Here is a 15,322-nt window from a genome sequence, read left to right on the forward strand (position 1 = left end):
GCTCGCGCTACTGCGCCAACCGGTCGATCCGCACCGTCTCCGAGAACAGCCCCGGCAGTTCACCGAGATCCTGGGCTGGGCCCAGGGCGAAACCATCGCCTACCGGATAGCGCGTCAGCGCCGGTGCGCCGCCGGTGAAATAGAAATCGCCGAGCGTCGCGTCGGTTCTTCGATAGAGCACGAGCGCGGTATTGCGCTTGTCACGCACGAAAGCCGGAAAAACATCCGACCACGACATGCCACGCAATGTTGCCGCCTGGACCGGCACGCCGTTCGCATCCGCTGTGTCGAGCGTGGCAATGTCGATCACCGCGTCGTCGTTCGTTCCATCGAGATGCGGTGTCAAAAGAATCAGCGTATTGCTTGCTTTGCCGTGCACGGCCCCGACCGTCATTTTGACGAAGTCGGGCAGGAAACTCGCCGGCAATAGCTTGCGCTCGCCGATAGTCATGCGCGTGCCGTCATTGGCGATTGGCGTGAGCGCGAGCCGGCCGTCCGCGCCATCCAACGCGATCAGGGACACGCGTAATCCTGTCGTTTGAACTGGCAGAAGATTGGCGTTTTGCCGCAGGGTTTTTGCTTGTGCCATGAGCGTCGGCGCCGAGCCCGTCGAGCCTGCGGAAGACGCCAGCCAAAGGTCGAGTCCGCTATCGACCCGTTTCTGCGCGATCAGCACGCCGGCACGTCCGGTTCCGCCGAAATCCGCGGCCACATATTGCTGCGTCAACGCAGACCTGAACTCACGGCTGGTCTGAAGCCAGAGACGCGGGGCTTCGAAGCGCTCGCCTGTACTGCGGAGCAACCAGAACGCGGTACCACCCTGGCGCGCGGTGATCACCATCAGGTCGGCCTTGCCGTCGCCGTCGAAATCGCCGAGCAGGAAGCGCGCGCTATCGAAGCACAGCTTGTCATCCGCGCAACTGGGCGCCGTGGCGCGGGGATCGAAAGGGACGAGGCCGGCGTACCAGAGCGCGGGGGGCGACGCTTTCACGAGCGAGGCCGCATACACATTGAAGCCGGGTCCGTCGTGTTGTCGTTGCACATAGACGGCGGCTTGCTCCCCCGTGCCGCCGATGTCGCCGACCATCGCGGTTGCGAGGCGTAAATCGGTTGCCTGGGTGCGTTGCTGGGTCGCCCACCGATAGCGTGTGGTGAGCAGGGTGCAGCCGCGCATGGTGAGTTTGCCGTCGTTTTCGCCGAGACAGTGCCGCAGCGGCGTGTAGACGAGGCCGAAGTCCCACGGCGTCCAGCGCTGCGCCATGTCCCATTGATCGCAGGTCTCGGAGATCAGATAACCGTCGCGCTCGGCGATGCATTGCGAAGTCGCGACGCTGACGAGCGCGGCGTTGCGCGGATTGCCGGGATAGACCGTCACGGGATCCCAGCGCCATTGTTGTGCGGACGAGCCCGTGCATGCGGCGAGTGTCGGCGCCTGGCCGCTGCCTGCGGAAGTTAGACAACGGCTCGCCGCTGCGTTGAAGAGCTGAATGGGATGCGGCTGGAAATCCGCGACGTGGCGATCGCTGCGATCGGCGAAGGCATAGCGGCGTGCGACCCAATTACCGTCCCACTGAAACTCGCCGAATACGTGCGAAAACTCGCTACCGTCGACAGAAAAATAGCTGGCGACGATGTCACGCTTGCGCTGAACTTCGGCCGCCGGCACATTGCCGGGCCAGTCGCCGGTCGGATAGGTGATGTGGTATTCGATCGGTACGCTTTTGTTCAGGGTCTGGGCGACGTGACGCGTGATGCGCGCGGCGTAGATGTGATCGGGATGTTCGAGAAACGGTACGGTGTCCGGATTGAGCGTGTAGATCTGCGACGCGCCGGCGAGGATCACTTTCAGTGTGGCCGACAGCGAGGCCCGGTCGTATTGCACACGCACGGAACCGTCGGCGTTCATCGGATAGGTGGAAAGCGTGGCGTGCTGTTCCCACAGCAGGCCGAGCGGTTCGCGCCCGCCGCGCACGGCGCCGCCGGGCAGGCGGAATTCGAGCAGACGGACTTGCGGCTTGGCCTTCAGCACCATCTGATGCACGAGCTTGCCGGCGATCGGAATATTCGTTTCGATCCATTCGTCGGACACCCCGGCCATGCGCGCATACGCGAGCCGCGAGGCCCGCTCGCGAGTCTGCACGTAAGCGAAATCGGCACCGTTGGCGCCACCGATCAGATGGACGGTGGTGATGCACCAGCCGGCGTCGAGCCGTTCGCTGATGGCGGGGTCCACAAAGAGCAGATCGTCATCGAGGTGGGCGACGACCGTGACCAGCGTGCCGGCGCCGCAATCCGCCGCGCGCGCCGCGCTGGGAAGGAGAGCGAAAAAAAGTAGTGCTAGAAGAGCAATGGATGAATCGCGAACGAGCCTGGCTGCCGATGATCGCATGTTGATTCGAGCCCTGACGGTGAGCTCGATCATACTGTACCGGCGTGAGCCGCCACGTTGGCGAACTCACAGTAGGTATCACTTTGCGCGACGGCAATAGGTCATGCGGGTGGCGGGGCCGTTGGCGGTAGCCCTGGCGCTGCCGCTAGCGAAAATAGGCTTTGGTGTTCTCGTGGACATCGGTGCGCGCGAGCAACTCAGAAGGTGCTAACCAGAGATAGTCGCTGTGCTGGTCGGGCCGGCCGACCGAGACAGTGCTGGTGAACTGCAAGGCATAGGCGAGCACGATGTAGTGCGTCGACACGTCAGGCTCGGCGGCGAAATTGTCTTTGTAATGGTGCTCGAAAACGCCCTCGAAGCGCGCGGTCGAACGCGTCAGCCTGCCGATGCCCAATTCGGCGTCGGCAATGCGCGTGAACGCTGCGTCGAGTGTTTCGTCTTTAAGAATGCGCCCGCCGGGAACGAACCATGTGCCGCGGGCAGGGCGATTACGCCGATGGCCGATCAGCACGCGGCCCTCGGCGTCGCTGACGATCAGATCGATCGCGACCAGCGGCGTCAGACGCACCACGTCCAGGAAATCGATCTCGGTCAGCATTCCATCTCCTGCAGGGCGCGCGTCGCGTTGAGCGCTGGGTGATCGTGAGGCGATGTTGAAGGCGCTAGTAGTCGCCATGGTGCTCATCATTCCGGGTGATTCGGTTTGAGACATTCGCCAGTAGCAGTGCGACCAGAATCGCGCCGACCGTGGCGAAGAGAAACGCCCCAACCATCCCGGCCAGCACCAGCATTGTCCATGCGAGGCCGTTCATTTCTCGGTTCCAGCGCGTTGATATGCATGCGAGGTAGTCTTCGTCTGGATTTTACGGGTGTAAGAAACCACTTGCCCTGTCACATCACGCCGAAGTATCGCCGCGTCTCGACAGCAAGCGTTGCCTATCGAAGGGGGGCACGGCCGCCGCTATGCGCACCCCGCACCCTGCGCGGCACATCTAGCGAGGCACGTAACCCTCCGGCGTCGTGACCGCGTCCTTGAACACGCCGGCGTTGACGGACACCACGTAGATAGGGGCCGGCGACAGCTTGAGGTTCGCGACACCGTCGCGATACGGCAAGCTCGATGCATTGCCCATCATGTCGAACACGGTCACTTCGCCCGACGTGCCGGGCGCGTCGACACGCAGACGATAGTCCGCGCTCTGGTCCGCGCTGAAGCCGGTTTTGGCATTCCAGGCGTCGTTGTCATGCGTCCACAACGCCGTCACGATCTTGCCGCCGCCGAGCCGGCGGAACGCGTAGGCGTAGACGCCTTTTGGCAAAGCTTTGAGCGGCCCGAGCGTATCCGTCCCGTCGATAATCCGCGTCATTGCCGCCACCGCGAGCGCGGCAGGTTTGGGGCTGATGCGAGCGGCGCCATAGGCGCCAGTCGGATGATCGAGTTCGAAGAAAACCCCGTAGCCGGGCGCGGCGTCCGGCATGTCCGCGAGGTAGAAAACGTAGGTCATGTCCGCGCCTTCGCCGAGCAGGATGAGATGCGTGCGCGCCACGACTGCGGCTTGCGCATACAGCACGTTCGCGCCCGGATAGTTCTTGCCATACGCCGCACCGATGTCGTAGCTGATGCCGGTTTCGGTGACGAACAGCGGCGCGCCGGGCTTCAGGTATAGACGCAACTCGTGACGCAGCGCACGCATCGCGGCGGGCAGCGCGCCCGGCACGGTGCCCTGATTGCCTGAGTCGGCGACGCGTTCGGGCGGGTGCGATGGTGTCGTGCCGATGTCGTAATAGCCGTGAATAGTCATGCCATCCATATAGCGGCCGATCCCGAGCGGACCGAGACGGCGCATTTTCTCGACATTGACTTGCACCGAGGCATACGTCACACCCATCACTACGGCATGCGGGTCCGTCTGATGAATGCCCTCCCAGACGGCCTTATACATCGCGACGAAATTCGCGTCGGTATCGCGCCACGGCAGACCGCCGTCGGCGTCCGGTTCCCACGTCACCTGATAATAGTTGTCGCGCTGTTTGGGGAAGTAGGTCATCCGCGTGCGGTTGGACTCCGCGCCGACTTTGGCCATGTAGTCCTTCATTTGCGCGAGCGAGGTCGGCGCATAGCTATGCGTTTCCTTGCCGGTCGGACTTGCCCACTGAGGAATACCGTCGAGCTGGATCAGACGCATGATGTCGCCGCGCCGGAAGTAGGGCAGCAACTGCTTGCTCGCGGGATCGAACGTGCCCGCGCTTTTCGGCTCTTCCATATACCAGTTGCGATTGTCGTTCGCCCACGAGAGGCCGAGCGCGGTATAGGCCGGCCGATAGCCGTCGCCGTCGCAGCAATGCTGCCCGGGCGCAAGGTATGCAGTGCCCTGTCCGCCGAATCGGTGCAGGTCTTCGTAGGGAAAGCGAACGGCCGGCAATGCAGCGGAGGTGTCGGGCAGGACGCCGAAGGTGGCGATTCCCGCAGGACGTGTGCCACGCGATTCGAGCTGGCCATGTGCGCGTTCCAGCGAAGCGGAGACGGCGAAGTAGCCGGCAACGGTCGAGGCGCAACTGAGGGTCGACAGCGTGGCGCCCGCCACAACGGTGAAGCGGCCGCTGGCACGCACGATATTCCAGCTGTCGCGGATCTGCCAGTTAAGCGTGTCGTTCTGCGCAGTTCGGGTCGTGAAGACGAGCGCGAACGGTTTGTCCGCTGCGAACATGCGCGTGCCGTCGCTCGGCGTGTCCGCTTCCAGCAGATCGCCGTTTGCGGCCGCGCGCACCTGTGAAGTGGGCGAGGCGCAGCGCAGACCCTGCCCGGGCGGTGCCTTCAATGAAGTGGGCACCGTGCCCGCAGATTCCGGAGCGGCGGTCGTCGCTGCGTCTTTTTTCGCCGAGGCGGCGGCCTCGGCCTTGGCCGCCGTGCCCGAATCAGCCGCAGTGATCGCAACCGCGCAGCGCTTCTCCAGCCCGGGCGCAGGATCGCCGAACACACCGTTATTGCAATCGGCGCTGGTCGTGAACGTCTTGATGACATGTTGCTCGACGGTGCCGTACAGCACGTCGCGCGTACCGCTGAACCGGCAGGTTCCATATTCCGCCGCGCATGGTGTCCACTTTCTGCCGTCGACCGTTAGATCGGCATTGCTTGCGCTGTCAGGACCGGCTGAAGCCGCTGCCGCACTACACGAGGAGGCCATGATGGCCAGCAGGATAAATGCCGCCACCGAGGCGGCAAGGCGCAACACTGACCCTTGGGCCGCACAGGCGCCGAAACGCGGTTGCAGCGCGCGATATTCACATACATCAGACATGTGTTCCCCGCGTGGTTCGACGTATAAGTTCCGGCGTATTCCAACGACAAGGGCGTCGCCGGATTGCTAGTTGACCAGGTCAGACCCGCCTCAGGCTACCTCGTGTCGCAATCTGTTGCGGAAACCTCATAGGCCATTTCCGCAATTCGATGGCGGAAACATACCGGCTCTCATCAGACACAATCCGCCATTGGCCCGTCTATTGCCGGGCGGGCAAAAGTTGTCTTATTGCCGTGTTTCACGTTTGAAACATTAATCGTCTTGTTTATATTCTCCAGATCCAATAACAACGAATTAAATAATTTTCTCTCTCGAAAAGTGCTTATATTGGATGCTAGTTTATATGTCCCTGCCGACCAAATATATCGTCAGAAGAAAGCCCTTCGGGCATCCGGTAAGAGCGATGACTGGTGCAAGCAACGGGGCTGCTCTCATTCTGGTGACGTGGCGGAAAGAAGTCACTTCAAATCTGCAGAATTCCGGGCAGATCAAATTGCAACTCAAGCATTGCGAGTTGCGATTGTATGTGTGCCACCGCACAAAAAAATCACATTAATTAGCTTTAAGATTCGCGGAATGTAAATTCATTCATATGCAGAATCGGTATTTAATTCATTGAAAAAATAGTAGTGGATCGATTGTTCCGAAAATAACTGGCTGGCCACCATTTCGAAGCGCCAACATGTCTGCACTTTCGGTCATGGCGGCTAAATGCTTGATTACGGATGGCTATGATGCACTGCACAGAGCATTTCTCTGTGTGGGCGTTCAAGGTTGAAAAGTAGATCCGTTTTCTGTTGAGAGGATGACTATGACCTGCGCGAGTCTCGAGTCTGCCATGTTGCGCTGGGTGCACGCACCGAACAAAGGTATGCGTCGCATCGCAATCCTGATGTTCAACGACTGCTCGCTGCAGGGCGCGGGCGTGGTTGCCGAAGTGTTTCAGGCTGCTAACGAACTGGCATCGTCCGGATCCGGTGGCTGGTTGTATGACGTTTCCTTCCTGTCGGCCGACGGCGGCATGGTGACCTCGTCATCGGCGCTGCGGGTCTGGACCGACGGACTCGACGCGCGCCATTACGGCGGCTTCGACGCATTGTATGTAGCCGGCGGCAAAGGCGCATTCGCCGCAGCCGGCGACGAGCGGCTGATTGCCTGGTTACGGCGTGTTCGCCGCAACACCGGCATGATCCGGCCGATCGCGGAAGGGCGCGCGCTGCTCGAAGCGGCCTATGTGCCGGACGGCAAGGAAAGCGGCGAATTTCACCAACCGCAGTCGATGTCGTCGCGCCAGACCGAGCAGAACGGCGATGCGGGTGACCGGCTTGAATCGATGCGAAGCGCGCTCGCCATGATCAAGCGCGATCTCGGCGGCGCGACTGCCCGCACGGTGGCCGAGCGTTTGCTTGCCGATTCGTGCTCGAACCTCGCACCGCTGCTTGGTGAAGACGGTGGTTTGAGCCCCGGCGACAAAGTGCGTGCGGCGGCCCGCTGGCTGCAAGAGAATTGCCAGCAATCGATTTCGATTGCCGATGCGGCTCAGTTCGCCGCGATGAGCGAGCGCAACTTCCTGCGCCGCTTCAAGATGGAAATGGGTATCACGCCCTCGAGTTTCCTGTTGCATGAGCGCCTTGCGGTGACCTGCAGCCTTCTGACCGAGTCGGAATTGCCGGTGGACAAGATTGCCCGGCGCACCGGCATGGGCAACGGCGATCGCCTCGCGAAAGTCTTCCGCAAGCGGATGAGAATTTCGCCCACTGAGTTCCGGATTCAAAGCCGCCGTATGGTCGGCGGATAGCGCGCGCCGCGAACCGCGCTGAGCGCGCCCAATACGTAGTACGTCTCGTACCATGCTTCGGTAAGTATTTCCTTGATCTCAAAGAATTATAAGGAATCCGAATATGTTGACTAAGGGAGTTGTGAGCGCTGCGTCGGCGAACCCGGACGGCGCCAGTGCCGGGACCGCCGGTGCGCATTGCGCGCGCATCGTCCCGGTCATTCTTGCAGGTGGCTCGGGCACGCGGCTGTGGCCGGTGTCGCGTGAAAACTATCCGAAGCAACTGATCGACGTGGTCGGCTCCGACTCGCTGCTGCAGGCGACCGCCCGGCGGATGGATGGCTTTCCCGCCGGCTGGAACGTAGATGTGTCGCCGATCATCGTGTGCGGCGAAGAACACCGGTTTGTGATCTCCGAGCAACTTCTTGAAAACGGCGTGAACGCCCGTCTGATCGTCGAGCCGGCGCGGCGCGATACGGCGCCGGCATTGACGCTGGCGGCGTCGCTTGCGTGCGCGAACGGCGACGACGCAATTCTCATCGTGATGCCGGCCGACCATTCGATTGCGGATGTGCCGGCGCTACAAGGCGCGCTGGAACGTGCGGCCAGGTACGCAGAACGCGGTTTGATCGCCACGCTGGGCGTGCCGCCCACGCGCCCCGATACGGGCTTCGGCTATATCCGCATCGGCGCGGAATTGTCTGATGGCGGTTATGCGATCGACGGCTTCGTCGAGAAGCCGGCGGAGGAAATTGCCGCGCAGTACGTCGCTGCTGGCACGTATTGGTGGAACGCCGGGATCTTTGTCGTGCGGGCACGTGTGTGGCTCGATACGCTGAAGCGCCTGCAGCCCGAGATGCACGCAGCCTGCGAACGCGCATTCATGAACGGCTGCAGCGAAGGTGCGTATTTCCGTCCGCTGGTGGACGCTTTCCTGAGTTCGCCCGCTGACTCGATCGACTATGCCGTGATGGAACGCCTCACTGACGTGAGCGATGCGAGCGACGCGAGCACCACGGACGAAACAGCCGTGCCCCCTGTCACTGACCCGCAAGAGTCCAGCGCGAATCCGTCAGGCGTCGTTGTCCGGCTCGACGCGGGCTGGTCCGACCTCGGTTCCTGGGACGCCGTCTGGGCCGCGATGGATAAGGACGCCAACGGCAACGCCGGGCGCGGCCGCGTGACGTTCGAAGGCGCGGTGTCGAGTTATGCACATTCCGAAGGCCGGCTCGTCGCCTGTGTGGGCACGACCAATGTGGTGGTCGTCGAAACGGCGGACGCCGTGCTGGTGGTCGACCGCTCGCATGTGCAGGACGTCAAGGGCCTGGTGTCGCGCATCAAGGCGCAACACGCTCCCGAGGCCGACGCGCATCGCAAGGTGCGGCGCCCGTGGGGTTTCTACGATTCCATCGACCACGGCGAACGCTTCCAGGTGAAGCGCATCGTCGTCACGCCGGGCGCGAAGCTTTCGCTGCAACTGCATCACCACCGCGCCGAGCACTGGGTCGTCGTGCGCGGCACGGCGCTCGTCACGCGTGGCGAAGAACAGTTCCTGCTGAGCGAAAACGAATCGACCTACATCCCGCTCGGCACACGTCACCGGCTCGAAAACCCGGGGAAAGTACCGCTCGAAATCATTGAAATCCAGTCAGGCACCTATCTCGGTGAAGACGACATTGTGAGGTTCAACGACAACTACGGCCGCTGCTCCTAACAGCGCCCCAGATTCATGTGCGGAAAAGAACGAACGGGAAGAACGAGGTAAGCAAAATGCGCAAGTTTCAGGATTTGCTCGCGCGAGTTTTCGATGTCGCGTTGGTACTAGTGGGTGCGGCGGTGGCGTCGCAGATCCGCTTTGATTACCTCGCGCAATCCGGGTTCTATTGGGCGCTCGCGATGTTTTCCGCCGCCTTTGCGCTGGCCATCTTTCCAGCGTTCGGCGTGTATGAATCATGGCGCGGCCGCTCCAAGCTCGCGCTGGCCGGGCAGGTGTCGCTCGCGTGGTTGATTGTGCAGGGCAGCGCGCTGGTGCTGATGTATTCGCTGCACCGCATCGACTTCGTCTCGCGGCTGTGGTTCTCGTACTGGACCGCGGTGACGGGCGGCCTGCTGATCGCTTACCGGCTGATCACGCATGCGGTGCTGGCGCGTGCGCGTACTGCCGGCCTGAATCTGCATCAGGTCGCGATCGTCGGCAGCGGCTCGCAGTGCGACGCGATCATCCGCAGGATCGATTCGGCGCCCGGCACAGGTTTTCGCGCGACGGCCGTCTACAACACGCGCCCTGACGTGTCTGCTGTGACCAGCACGCGGGTACCTGTCTGCGAGACGGTGGATGCGCTTGCCGACTACATTCGCACCAACGATGTGCACGAGCTTTGGCTGATGTTGTCGCTCGCCGAAGAGCCGCTGATCTGCAAACTGATCAGCGAGTTTCGCGACGATCTGGTGAATATCCGCTTCATGCCGGACGTGCGCAGCATTGCGTTGTTCGATGGCAGCGGCGTGATCGATCTGCTCGGCGTGTCGGCGATCAACCTCGTTGCCTCGCCGCTGTCGGCCAGCTCGATGTTGAAGAAGGAAATCTTCGACCGCCTGTTCGCCGCTACGGCGTTGATTGGCCTCATGCCGATCCTGCTCGCCATTGCGATCGCGGTGAAGTTCTCGTCGCGCGGCCCGGTTCTCTTCAAGCAGAAGCGTAAAGGCGCGGACGGCCGCGTCTTCACGATCTACAAATTCCGCTCGATGCGACTGCATGCCGAGCCGAAGGGCACGCTCAAACAGGCGACGCGCGACGATCCGCGCGTCACGCGAGTCGGTGCATTTCTACGCCGCACGAGCCTCGACGAACTGCCGCAATTTTTCAACGTGTTGCGTGGCGACATGTCGGTCGTCGGACCGCGTCCCCATGCACTCGAGCACGACGACCTCTATCAGAAAGTGGTCGCCGGCTACATCAATCGCTATCGGATCAAGCCGGGCATTACAGGCTGGGCGCAGATCAACGGCTTTCGTGGCGAAACCGACCGCATCGAGAAGATGGAGCGTCGCGTCGAACATGACCTGTACTACCTGGGGCATTGGTCGTTCGCACTTGATATGCGGATTATCGGCGCGACGATTGTTGCCGGACTGGCGCATCGAAACGCTTACTGATTACTAAGTAGTTAACAAGCACGCTGGGCTCTACCTCCCCCGAGGACAGTCCCTGGCGCAAGGAGGAAACACCATGAGCTCGCTTGGTATACGCACGGGAAGTCTCGTGATTTTCACAGTTACAGCACTGCTTTCCGGATGCGGAATCGTACCGGGTCAACAGATGATTACCCCAGCCGCGGTCCAGGACACGGGTGGAGACTTCAGCACGGAAGCATCGCAGCAACAGCAGATTCCGATTACCGATATCAATCTCGCGCTGCTGCGCAAAATGAACGCGACGCAGACGGCCGCGGTGCTGCCGCCGCAGACGACCGCGCTATTCGGCAAACCGACCGCTTACAAGGTCGGCCCCGGCGACGTGCTGCAGATCGTCGTGTGGGATCACCCGGAACTCGCCGCGGCACTTGGCCAGCCCGCGCAGAACGCGAAGACGTCGGATGCCGCACCCGGCTTTCTGATCGACGAGAACGGCGACGTGCAGTTTCCGTATGCCGGCACGGTGCACGTGGCCGGCAAAGACGTCGGGACGATTCAGAAGGAGCTGCACAAGCGTCTGAGCAACGTGTATCAGAAGCCTGAGGTGACGGTGCGGGTGGCCTCGTTCCGGAACGCGCAGGTCTATGTCGACGGTGAAGTACGCACCCCCGGCGCGCAGTCGGTCACCGACATTCCGCTGTCGTTGACGAGCGTGATCAACCAGGGCGGCGGCTTCAGCGCGAATGCGGATCGCAGCCGCGTTGAGCTGATCCGCAACGGCGTGACGTATCCGCTCAACGTGGACGACCTGATCAAGCGCGGCCGCAATCCGTCGGACATCTACCTCCAGGCCGGCGACATTGTGCGGGTGGCTTCGCGCGAAGACAGCGGCGTGTACGTGATGGGCGAGGTCAACAAGCCGGCGACCATCATGCCGATGCGTAACGGTTCGCTGACGCTTTCGCAGGCCATTTCCGACAGCGGCAGCTTCGACTCGAACACGGCGGCGGCCAGACAGTTGTTCGTGATCCGCAATTCGACCAGCGAATCACCGCAGGTCTACCACCTCGATGCGACCTCGCCGGTGTCCATGATCCTCGCCAATCAGTTCGAGCTTCAACCGAAGGACGTCGTCTATGTCGGTCAAGGCGGGCTGGTCCGCTTCAACCGCGTGCTGAACCTGCTGCTGCCGGCGATCAATGCGGCTGTAACGGGTGCCGTTCTTGCGAAATAACAACCGTGCAACGTGACCATGAACCGCCGGGCTTTGTTGGGTGAACAAAATGGCAATTAATTTCGAAAACCGCTATACCGACGTGTCCGGACCGGACGAGCTGCACCTGTCGGACTATCTGCGCACGATCGTGAGAGGTTGGCGCACGATCGTGATGGTGACGCTGATCGCACTCGCGCTGGGGTGCGCGTATGCGTTCCTTGCGCCGCCGACGTATCGCGCGGATGTACTGTTCCACGTCGAGGACAAGACGGCCAATGCCAACGCGAACGGCAAGGATTCCTTGCCGCCGCTCACCGGCATGTTCGACACCAAGCCTTCGACGGCGGCGGAGATCGAGTTGCTGAAGTCGCGTCTCGTCACCGAGGAAACGGTCAAGAACCTGCACCTCGACATCACGGCTTCGCCGCGTTATATGCCGTTCATCGGCGGGATGATCGCGGGCTTGGTGAACGGCCAGTGGGGCTTCAAGCTGCCTTCTTTCGTCAACCTGTCGGGCTTCGCGTGGGGTAACGAGAGCATTGCTGTGTCGCGCTTCGACACATCGAAGGACTTTTACGACACGACCTTCACACTGATTGCCGGCGATGCGGGTTCGTACGTGCTGCGCGACAAGAACGGTATCGCGATTCTCTCCGGTCGCGTCGGCGAAACCGTGCAAACCGACACCGCCGACGGCCCGATCGCGTTGCGTGTCGACAAGCTGGTCGGCGAGCCTGGCGCGCGTTTCGAACTGCAGCGCGCCTCGACGCTGGGCACCGTGGACCGCTTGCAAAAGGCGCTAGTGGTGGCCGAAACCACGCTGCAGTCCGGCGTGATCCGCACCAGCCTCGAAGGTGGCGACCCTGCGCTGACGGCGGCGATCGTCAACAGCATGGCGCGCGAATTCGTGCGTCAGGATGTGGAAAGCCGTTCGACCGAAGCGGAACACATGCTGGCCTTCCTCGACCAGCAACTGCCTGGCTTGCGCAAGGAACTCGACGACGCCGAGCAACGCTACAACAAATTCCGCAACGCGCACGGCACGGTCGATCTCGGTGAAGAAAGCCGCCTGTTGCTTCAGCAGGTCGTCGACAACAAGACGAAGCTGCTCGATCTGCAGCAGCAACGCGCGGAGATGTCACAACGCTTCACGGCGAATCACCCGGCGGTAGCCGCGCTCGATGCACAGATCGCGGCATTGCAGGGTGCGGCGGCCACCATGAACCGCAGCGTGGCCGTGATGCCGGATACCGAGCAGACTGCGTTGCGTCTGCTGCGCGACGTGCACGTCGACACGGAGCTCTATACCAATCTGTTGAATAGCGCGCAGCAACTCCGGGTGGCGAAAGCCGGCCAGGTGGGCAACGTGCGGGTGGTGGACTTCGCCGAAACGCCTGACGAGCCGGTGCGCCCGAAGCGCGTGCTGGCAATCCTGATCTCGCTCGGCGGTGGCTTGCTGATCGGCATCATGCTGACCTTCTTCAAACGCGCGATGTACGGCGGCGTGGAACGTCCGGACGAACTCGAAGCGGTGCTCGGCGTGCCGGTGTTCGCGATCGTGCCGCGCAGCCAGACTCAATTGCGTTTGCAGGAAAACGTCATGCTGCGCCGTCGCGGGCTGCACGTGCTCGCGCAGCAGGCGCCGGAAGACATCGCAGTGGAAGGCGTGCGCAATCTGCGGACCTCGTTGCAGTTGTCGCTCGATCACGCGGAGAACAACGTCGTGATGATCACGGGTTCGCGGCCCGATACCGGCAAGTCGTTCCTGTCGGTGAATCTGGCGGCGCTGGTGGCGTCGGCGAACAAGCGGGTGCTGATTATCGACGGCGATATGCGGCGCGGCGACGTCCATTCGCATTTCGGCATCGCCCATCAGCCGGGGCTCTCGGACGTGCTGAGCGGTGGGGATCTGGCGTCGATGGTCCAGCGTGACGTGCTGCCCGGACTCGACGTGCTCGCCAAGGGTACGCTGCCCTCGCATCCGTCTGAATTGCTGATGAGCAAGCGTTTCCAAACGATGCTCGACGAGTTGAAGTCGCACTACGACATCGTGATCGTCGACACACCGCCGGTGCTTGCCGTGACCGACTCGACGGTGATCGGCAAGCACGCCGGCACGACGCTGCTGGTGGTGCGACATGGCCGCCATCCGCTGAACGAGATTGCCGAGACCGCCAAGCGGCTGCTCAACGGCGGCGTATCGCTCAAAGGCGTGCTGTTGACCGATGTGCCTCAGGAAGGGGCATTCCTCGGTTCCGGCTATCAAGGCGGTTATTACGGATACGACAGCATCGCCGGTTGAGGTGGCGGCTCCATGACGGGGCCGTTCATTCGATCGTGTTGTTGCATTGGCATCGCAAAGTTCAACGAGGGGAGGGGTTCATGAAACGCAAGGTCGCGCTGATCACCGGCATTACTGGACAGGACGGGTCGTATCTCGCCGAGCTGCTGCTCGCCAAGGATTACGACGTACACGGCATCAAACGCAGGTCATCGCTGTTCAATACGGACCGGATCGATCATCTCTATCGCGACCCGCACGACCCGGACCAGCGACTCTTCCTGCATCACGCCGACCTGACCGACTCGACCAGCATTCTGCGCGTGATCCAGCGAGTGGAGCCCGATGAGATCTACAACCTCGCGGCGCAGAGCCACGTGGCGGTTTCTTTCGAGGAACCGGAATACACCGCTAACGCGGACGGCCTCGGCGCGTTGCGGATTCTCGAAGCAATCCGCATTCTGGGGCTTCAGCACAAGACGCGTTTCTATCAGGCCTCGACCTCGGAGCTGTACGGCCTCGTGCAACAGGTGCCGCAGTCCGAGACCACGCCGTTCTATCCGCGCAGCCCGTATGCAGTCGCCAAGCTGTTTGCGTACTGGACCACGGTCAATTATCGCGAGGCGTATGGGCTCTATGCCTGCAACGGGATTCTGTTCAATCACGAATCGCCGGTGCGCGGCGAGACCTTCGTGACGCGCAAGATCACGCGCGCCGTGGCGCGCATCGCGGTCGGCATGCAGAAGACCTTGTATCTCGGCAATCTGTCGGCGTTGCGCGACTGGGGCCATGCGCGCGACTACGTCGAGATGCAATGGCGGATGCTGCAACAGGAACGGCCGGAGGATTACGTCATCGCCACCGGCGTGCAGTACAGCGTGCGCGAGTTCGTTAAGCATGCCGCCGCTGAATTGGGTGTCACGGTGCGTTTCGAAGGCACCGGCGTGGATGAAGTCGGCATTGTCGAAAAGGTGGAAGGGCGCGAAATCAAGATGTCGCCAGGCGATGTGATCGTGCGCGTCGATCCGCGCTACTTCCGGCCCGCCGAAGTCGAGACGCTGCTGGGCGATCCGTCGAAAGCCCATGCGCAGCTCGGCTGGAAGCCGACCACGCCGTTCAGCGCGCTCGTCAAGGAAATGGTGCGGGCGGACTATCAGATTGCGAGACGTGACGCGCTTGTCACGCTGGCCGGTTTCACGGCACTTGAACATCACGAGTAACGGCG

10 protein-coding genes are annotated in these 15,322 nt (G+C 61.9%); 6 read left to right on the forward strand and 4 right to left on the reverse strand.

Translation table 11 applies throughout. From position 1 onward, the window contains the following. Positions 1-7: 7 nt before the first annotated feature. The 4 genes from PQQ86_RS02985 to PQQ86_RS03000 all read right to left on the reverse strand — a co-directional run bounded on the left by PQQ86_RS02985 (position 8) and on the right by PQQ86_RS03000 (position 5,688). The gene (locus PQQ86_RS02985) at positions 8-2,389 is read right to left on the reverse strand and encodes a hypothetical protein (protein ID WP_408264825.1); all 2,382 of its coding nucleotides are present in this window, start codon (positions 2,387-2,389) and stop codon (positions 8-10) included. 145 nt (positions 2,390-2,534) lie between these two features. Further along, on the reverse strand, positions 2,535-2,987 hold the full coding sequence (locus tag PQQ86_RS02990; protein ID WP_408264826.1) for a GDP-mannose mannosyl hydrolase: 453 nt from the start codon (positions 2,985-2,987) through the stop codon (positions 2,535-2,537). 64 nt (positions 2,988-3,051) lie between these two features. Beyond that, the gene (locus tag PQQ86_RS02995) at positions 3,052-3,201 is read right to left on the reverse strand and encodes a hypothetical protein (RefSeq protein ID WP_408264828.1); all 150 of its coding nucleotides are present in this window, start codon (positions 3,199-3,201) and stop codon (positions 3,052-3,054) included. Between the two features lie 180 nt (positions 3,202-3,381). Further along, positions 3,382-5,688, reverse strand: a complete 2,307-nt coding sequence (locus tag PQQ86_RS03000) for a hypothetical protein (protein WP_408264830.1) — start codon at positions 5,686-5,688, stop codon at positions 3,382-3,384. 811 nt (positions 5,689-6,499) lie between these two features. On the opposite strand from PQQ86_RS03000, the gene PQQ86_RS03005 reads away from it, so the two are divergent. The 6 genes from PQQ86_RS03005 (at position 6,500) to gmd (ending at position 15,317) form a co-directional block, all read left to right on the forward strand. Continuing rightward, positions 6,500-7,486 (forward strand): helix-turn-helix domain-containing protein, encoded by a 987-nt coding sequence (locus PQQ86_RS03005; RefSeq protein ID WP_408270034.1) that lies wholly within the window; start codon positions 6,500-6,502, stop codon positions 7,484-7,486. A gap of 103 nt (positions 7,487-7,589) precedes the next feature. Continuing rightward, the gene (locus PQQ86_RS03010) at positions 7,590-9,179 is read left to right on the forward strand and encodes a sugar phosphate nucleotidyltransferase (RefSeq protein WP_408264832.1); all 1,590 of its coding nucleotides are present in this window, start codon (positions 7,590-7,592) and stop codon (positions 9,177-9,179) included. 56 nt (positions 9,180-9,235) lie between these two features. Beyond that, positions 9,236-10,621: an undecaprenyl-phosphate glucose phosphotransferase gene (locus PQQ86_RS03015; RefSeq protein ID WP_408264834.1), complete on the forward strand. Its 1,386-nt coding sequence runs from the start codon at positions 9,236-9,238 to the stop codon at positions 10,619-10,621. 73 nt (positions 10,622-10,694) lie between these two features. Further along, on the forward strand, positions 10,695-11,834 hold the full coding sequence (locus tag PQQ86_RS03020; protein WP_408264836.1) for a polysaccharide biosynthesis/export family protein: 1,140 nt from the start codon (positions 10,695-10,697) through the stop codon (positions 11,832-11,834). A gap of 49 nt (positions 11,835-11,883) precedes the next feature. Next, a complete protein-coding gene (locus PQQ86_RS03025) occupies positions 11,884-14,118 on the forward strand; it encodes a polysaccharide biosynthesis tyrosine autokinase (protein ID WP_408264838.1) in 2,235 nt (744 codons plus the stop codon). Between the two features lie 80 nt (positions 14,119-14,198). Further along, positions 14,199-15,317, forward strand: a complete 1,119-nt coding sequence (gene gmd, locus PQQ86_RS03030; protein WP_408198173.1) for a GDP-mannose 4,6-dehydratase — start codon at positions 14,199-14,201, stop codon at positions 15,315-15,317. Positions 15,318-15,322 lie beyond the last annotated feature (5 nt).

This window comes from Paraburkholderia sediminicola (assembly GCF_046026675.1).
Lineage (GTDB): Bacteria > Pseudomonadota > Gammaproteobacteria > Burkholderiales > Burkholderiaceae > Paraburkholderia > Paraburkholderia sediminicola_F.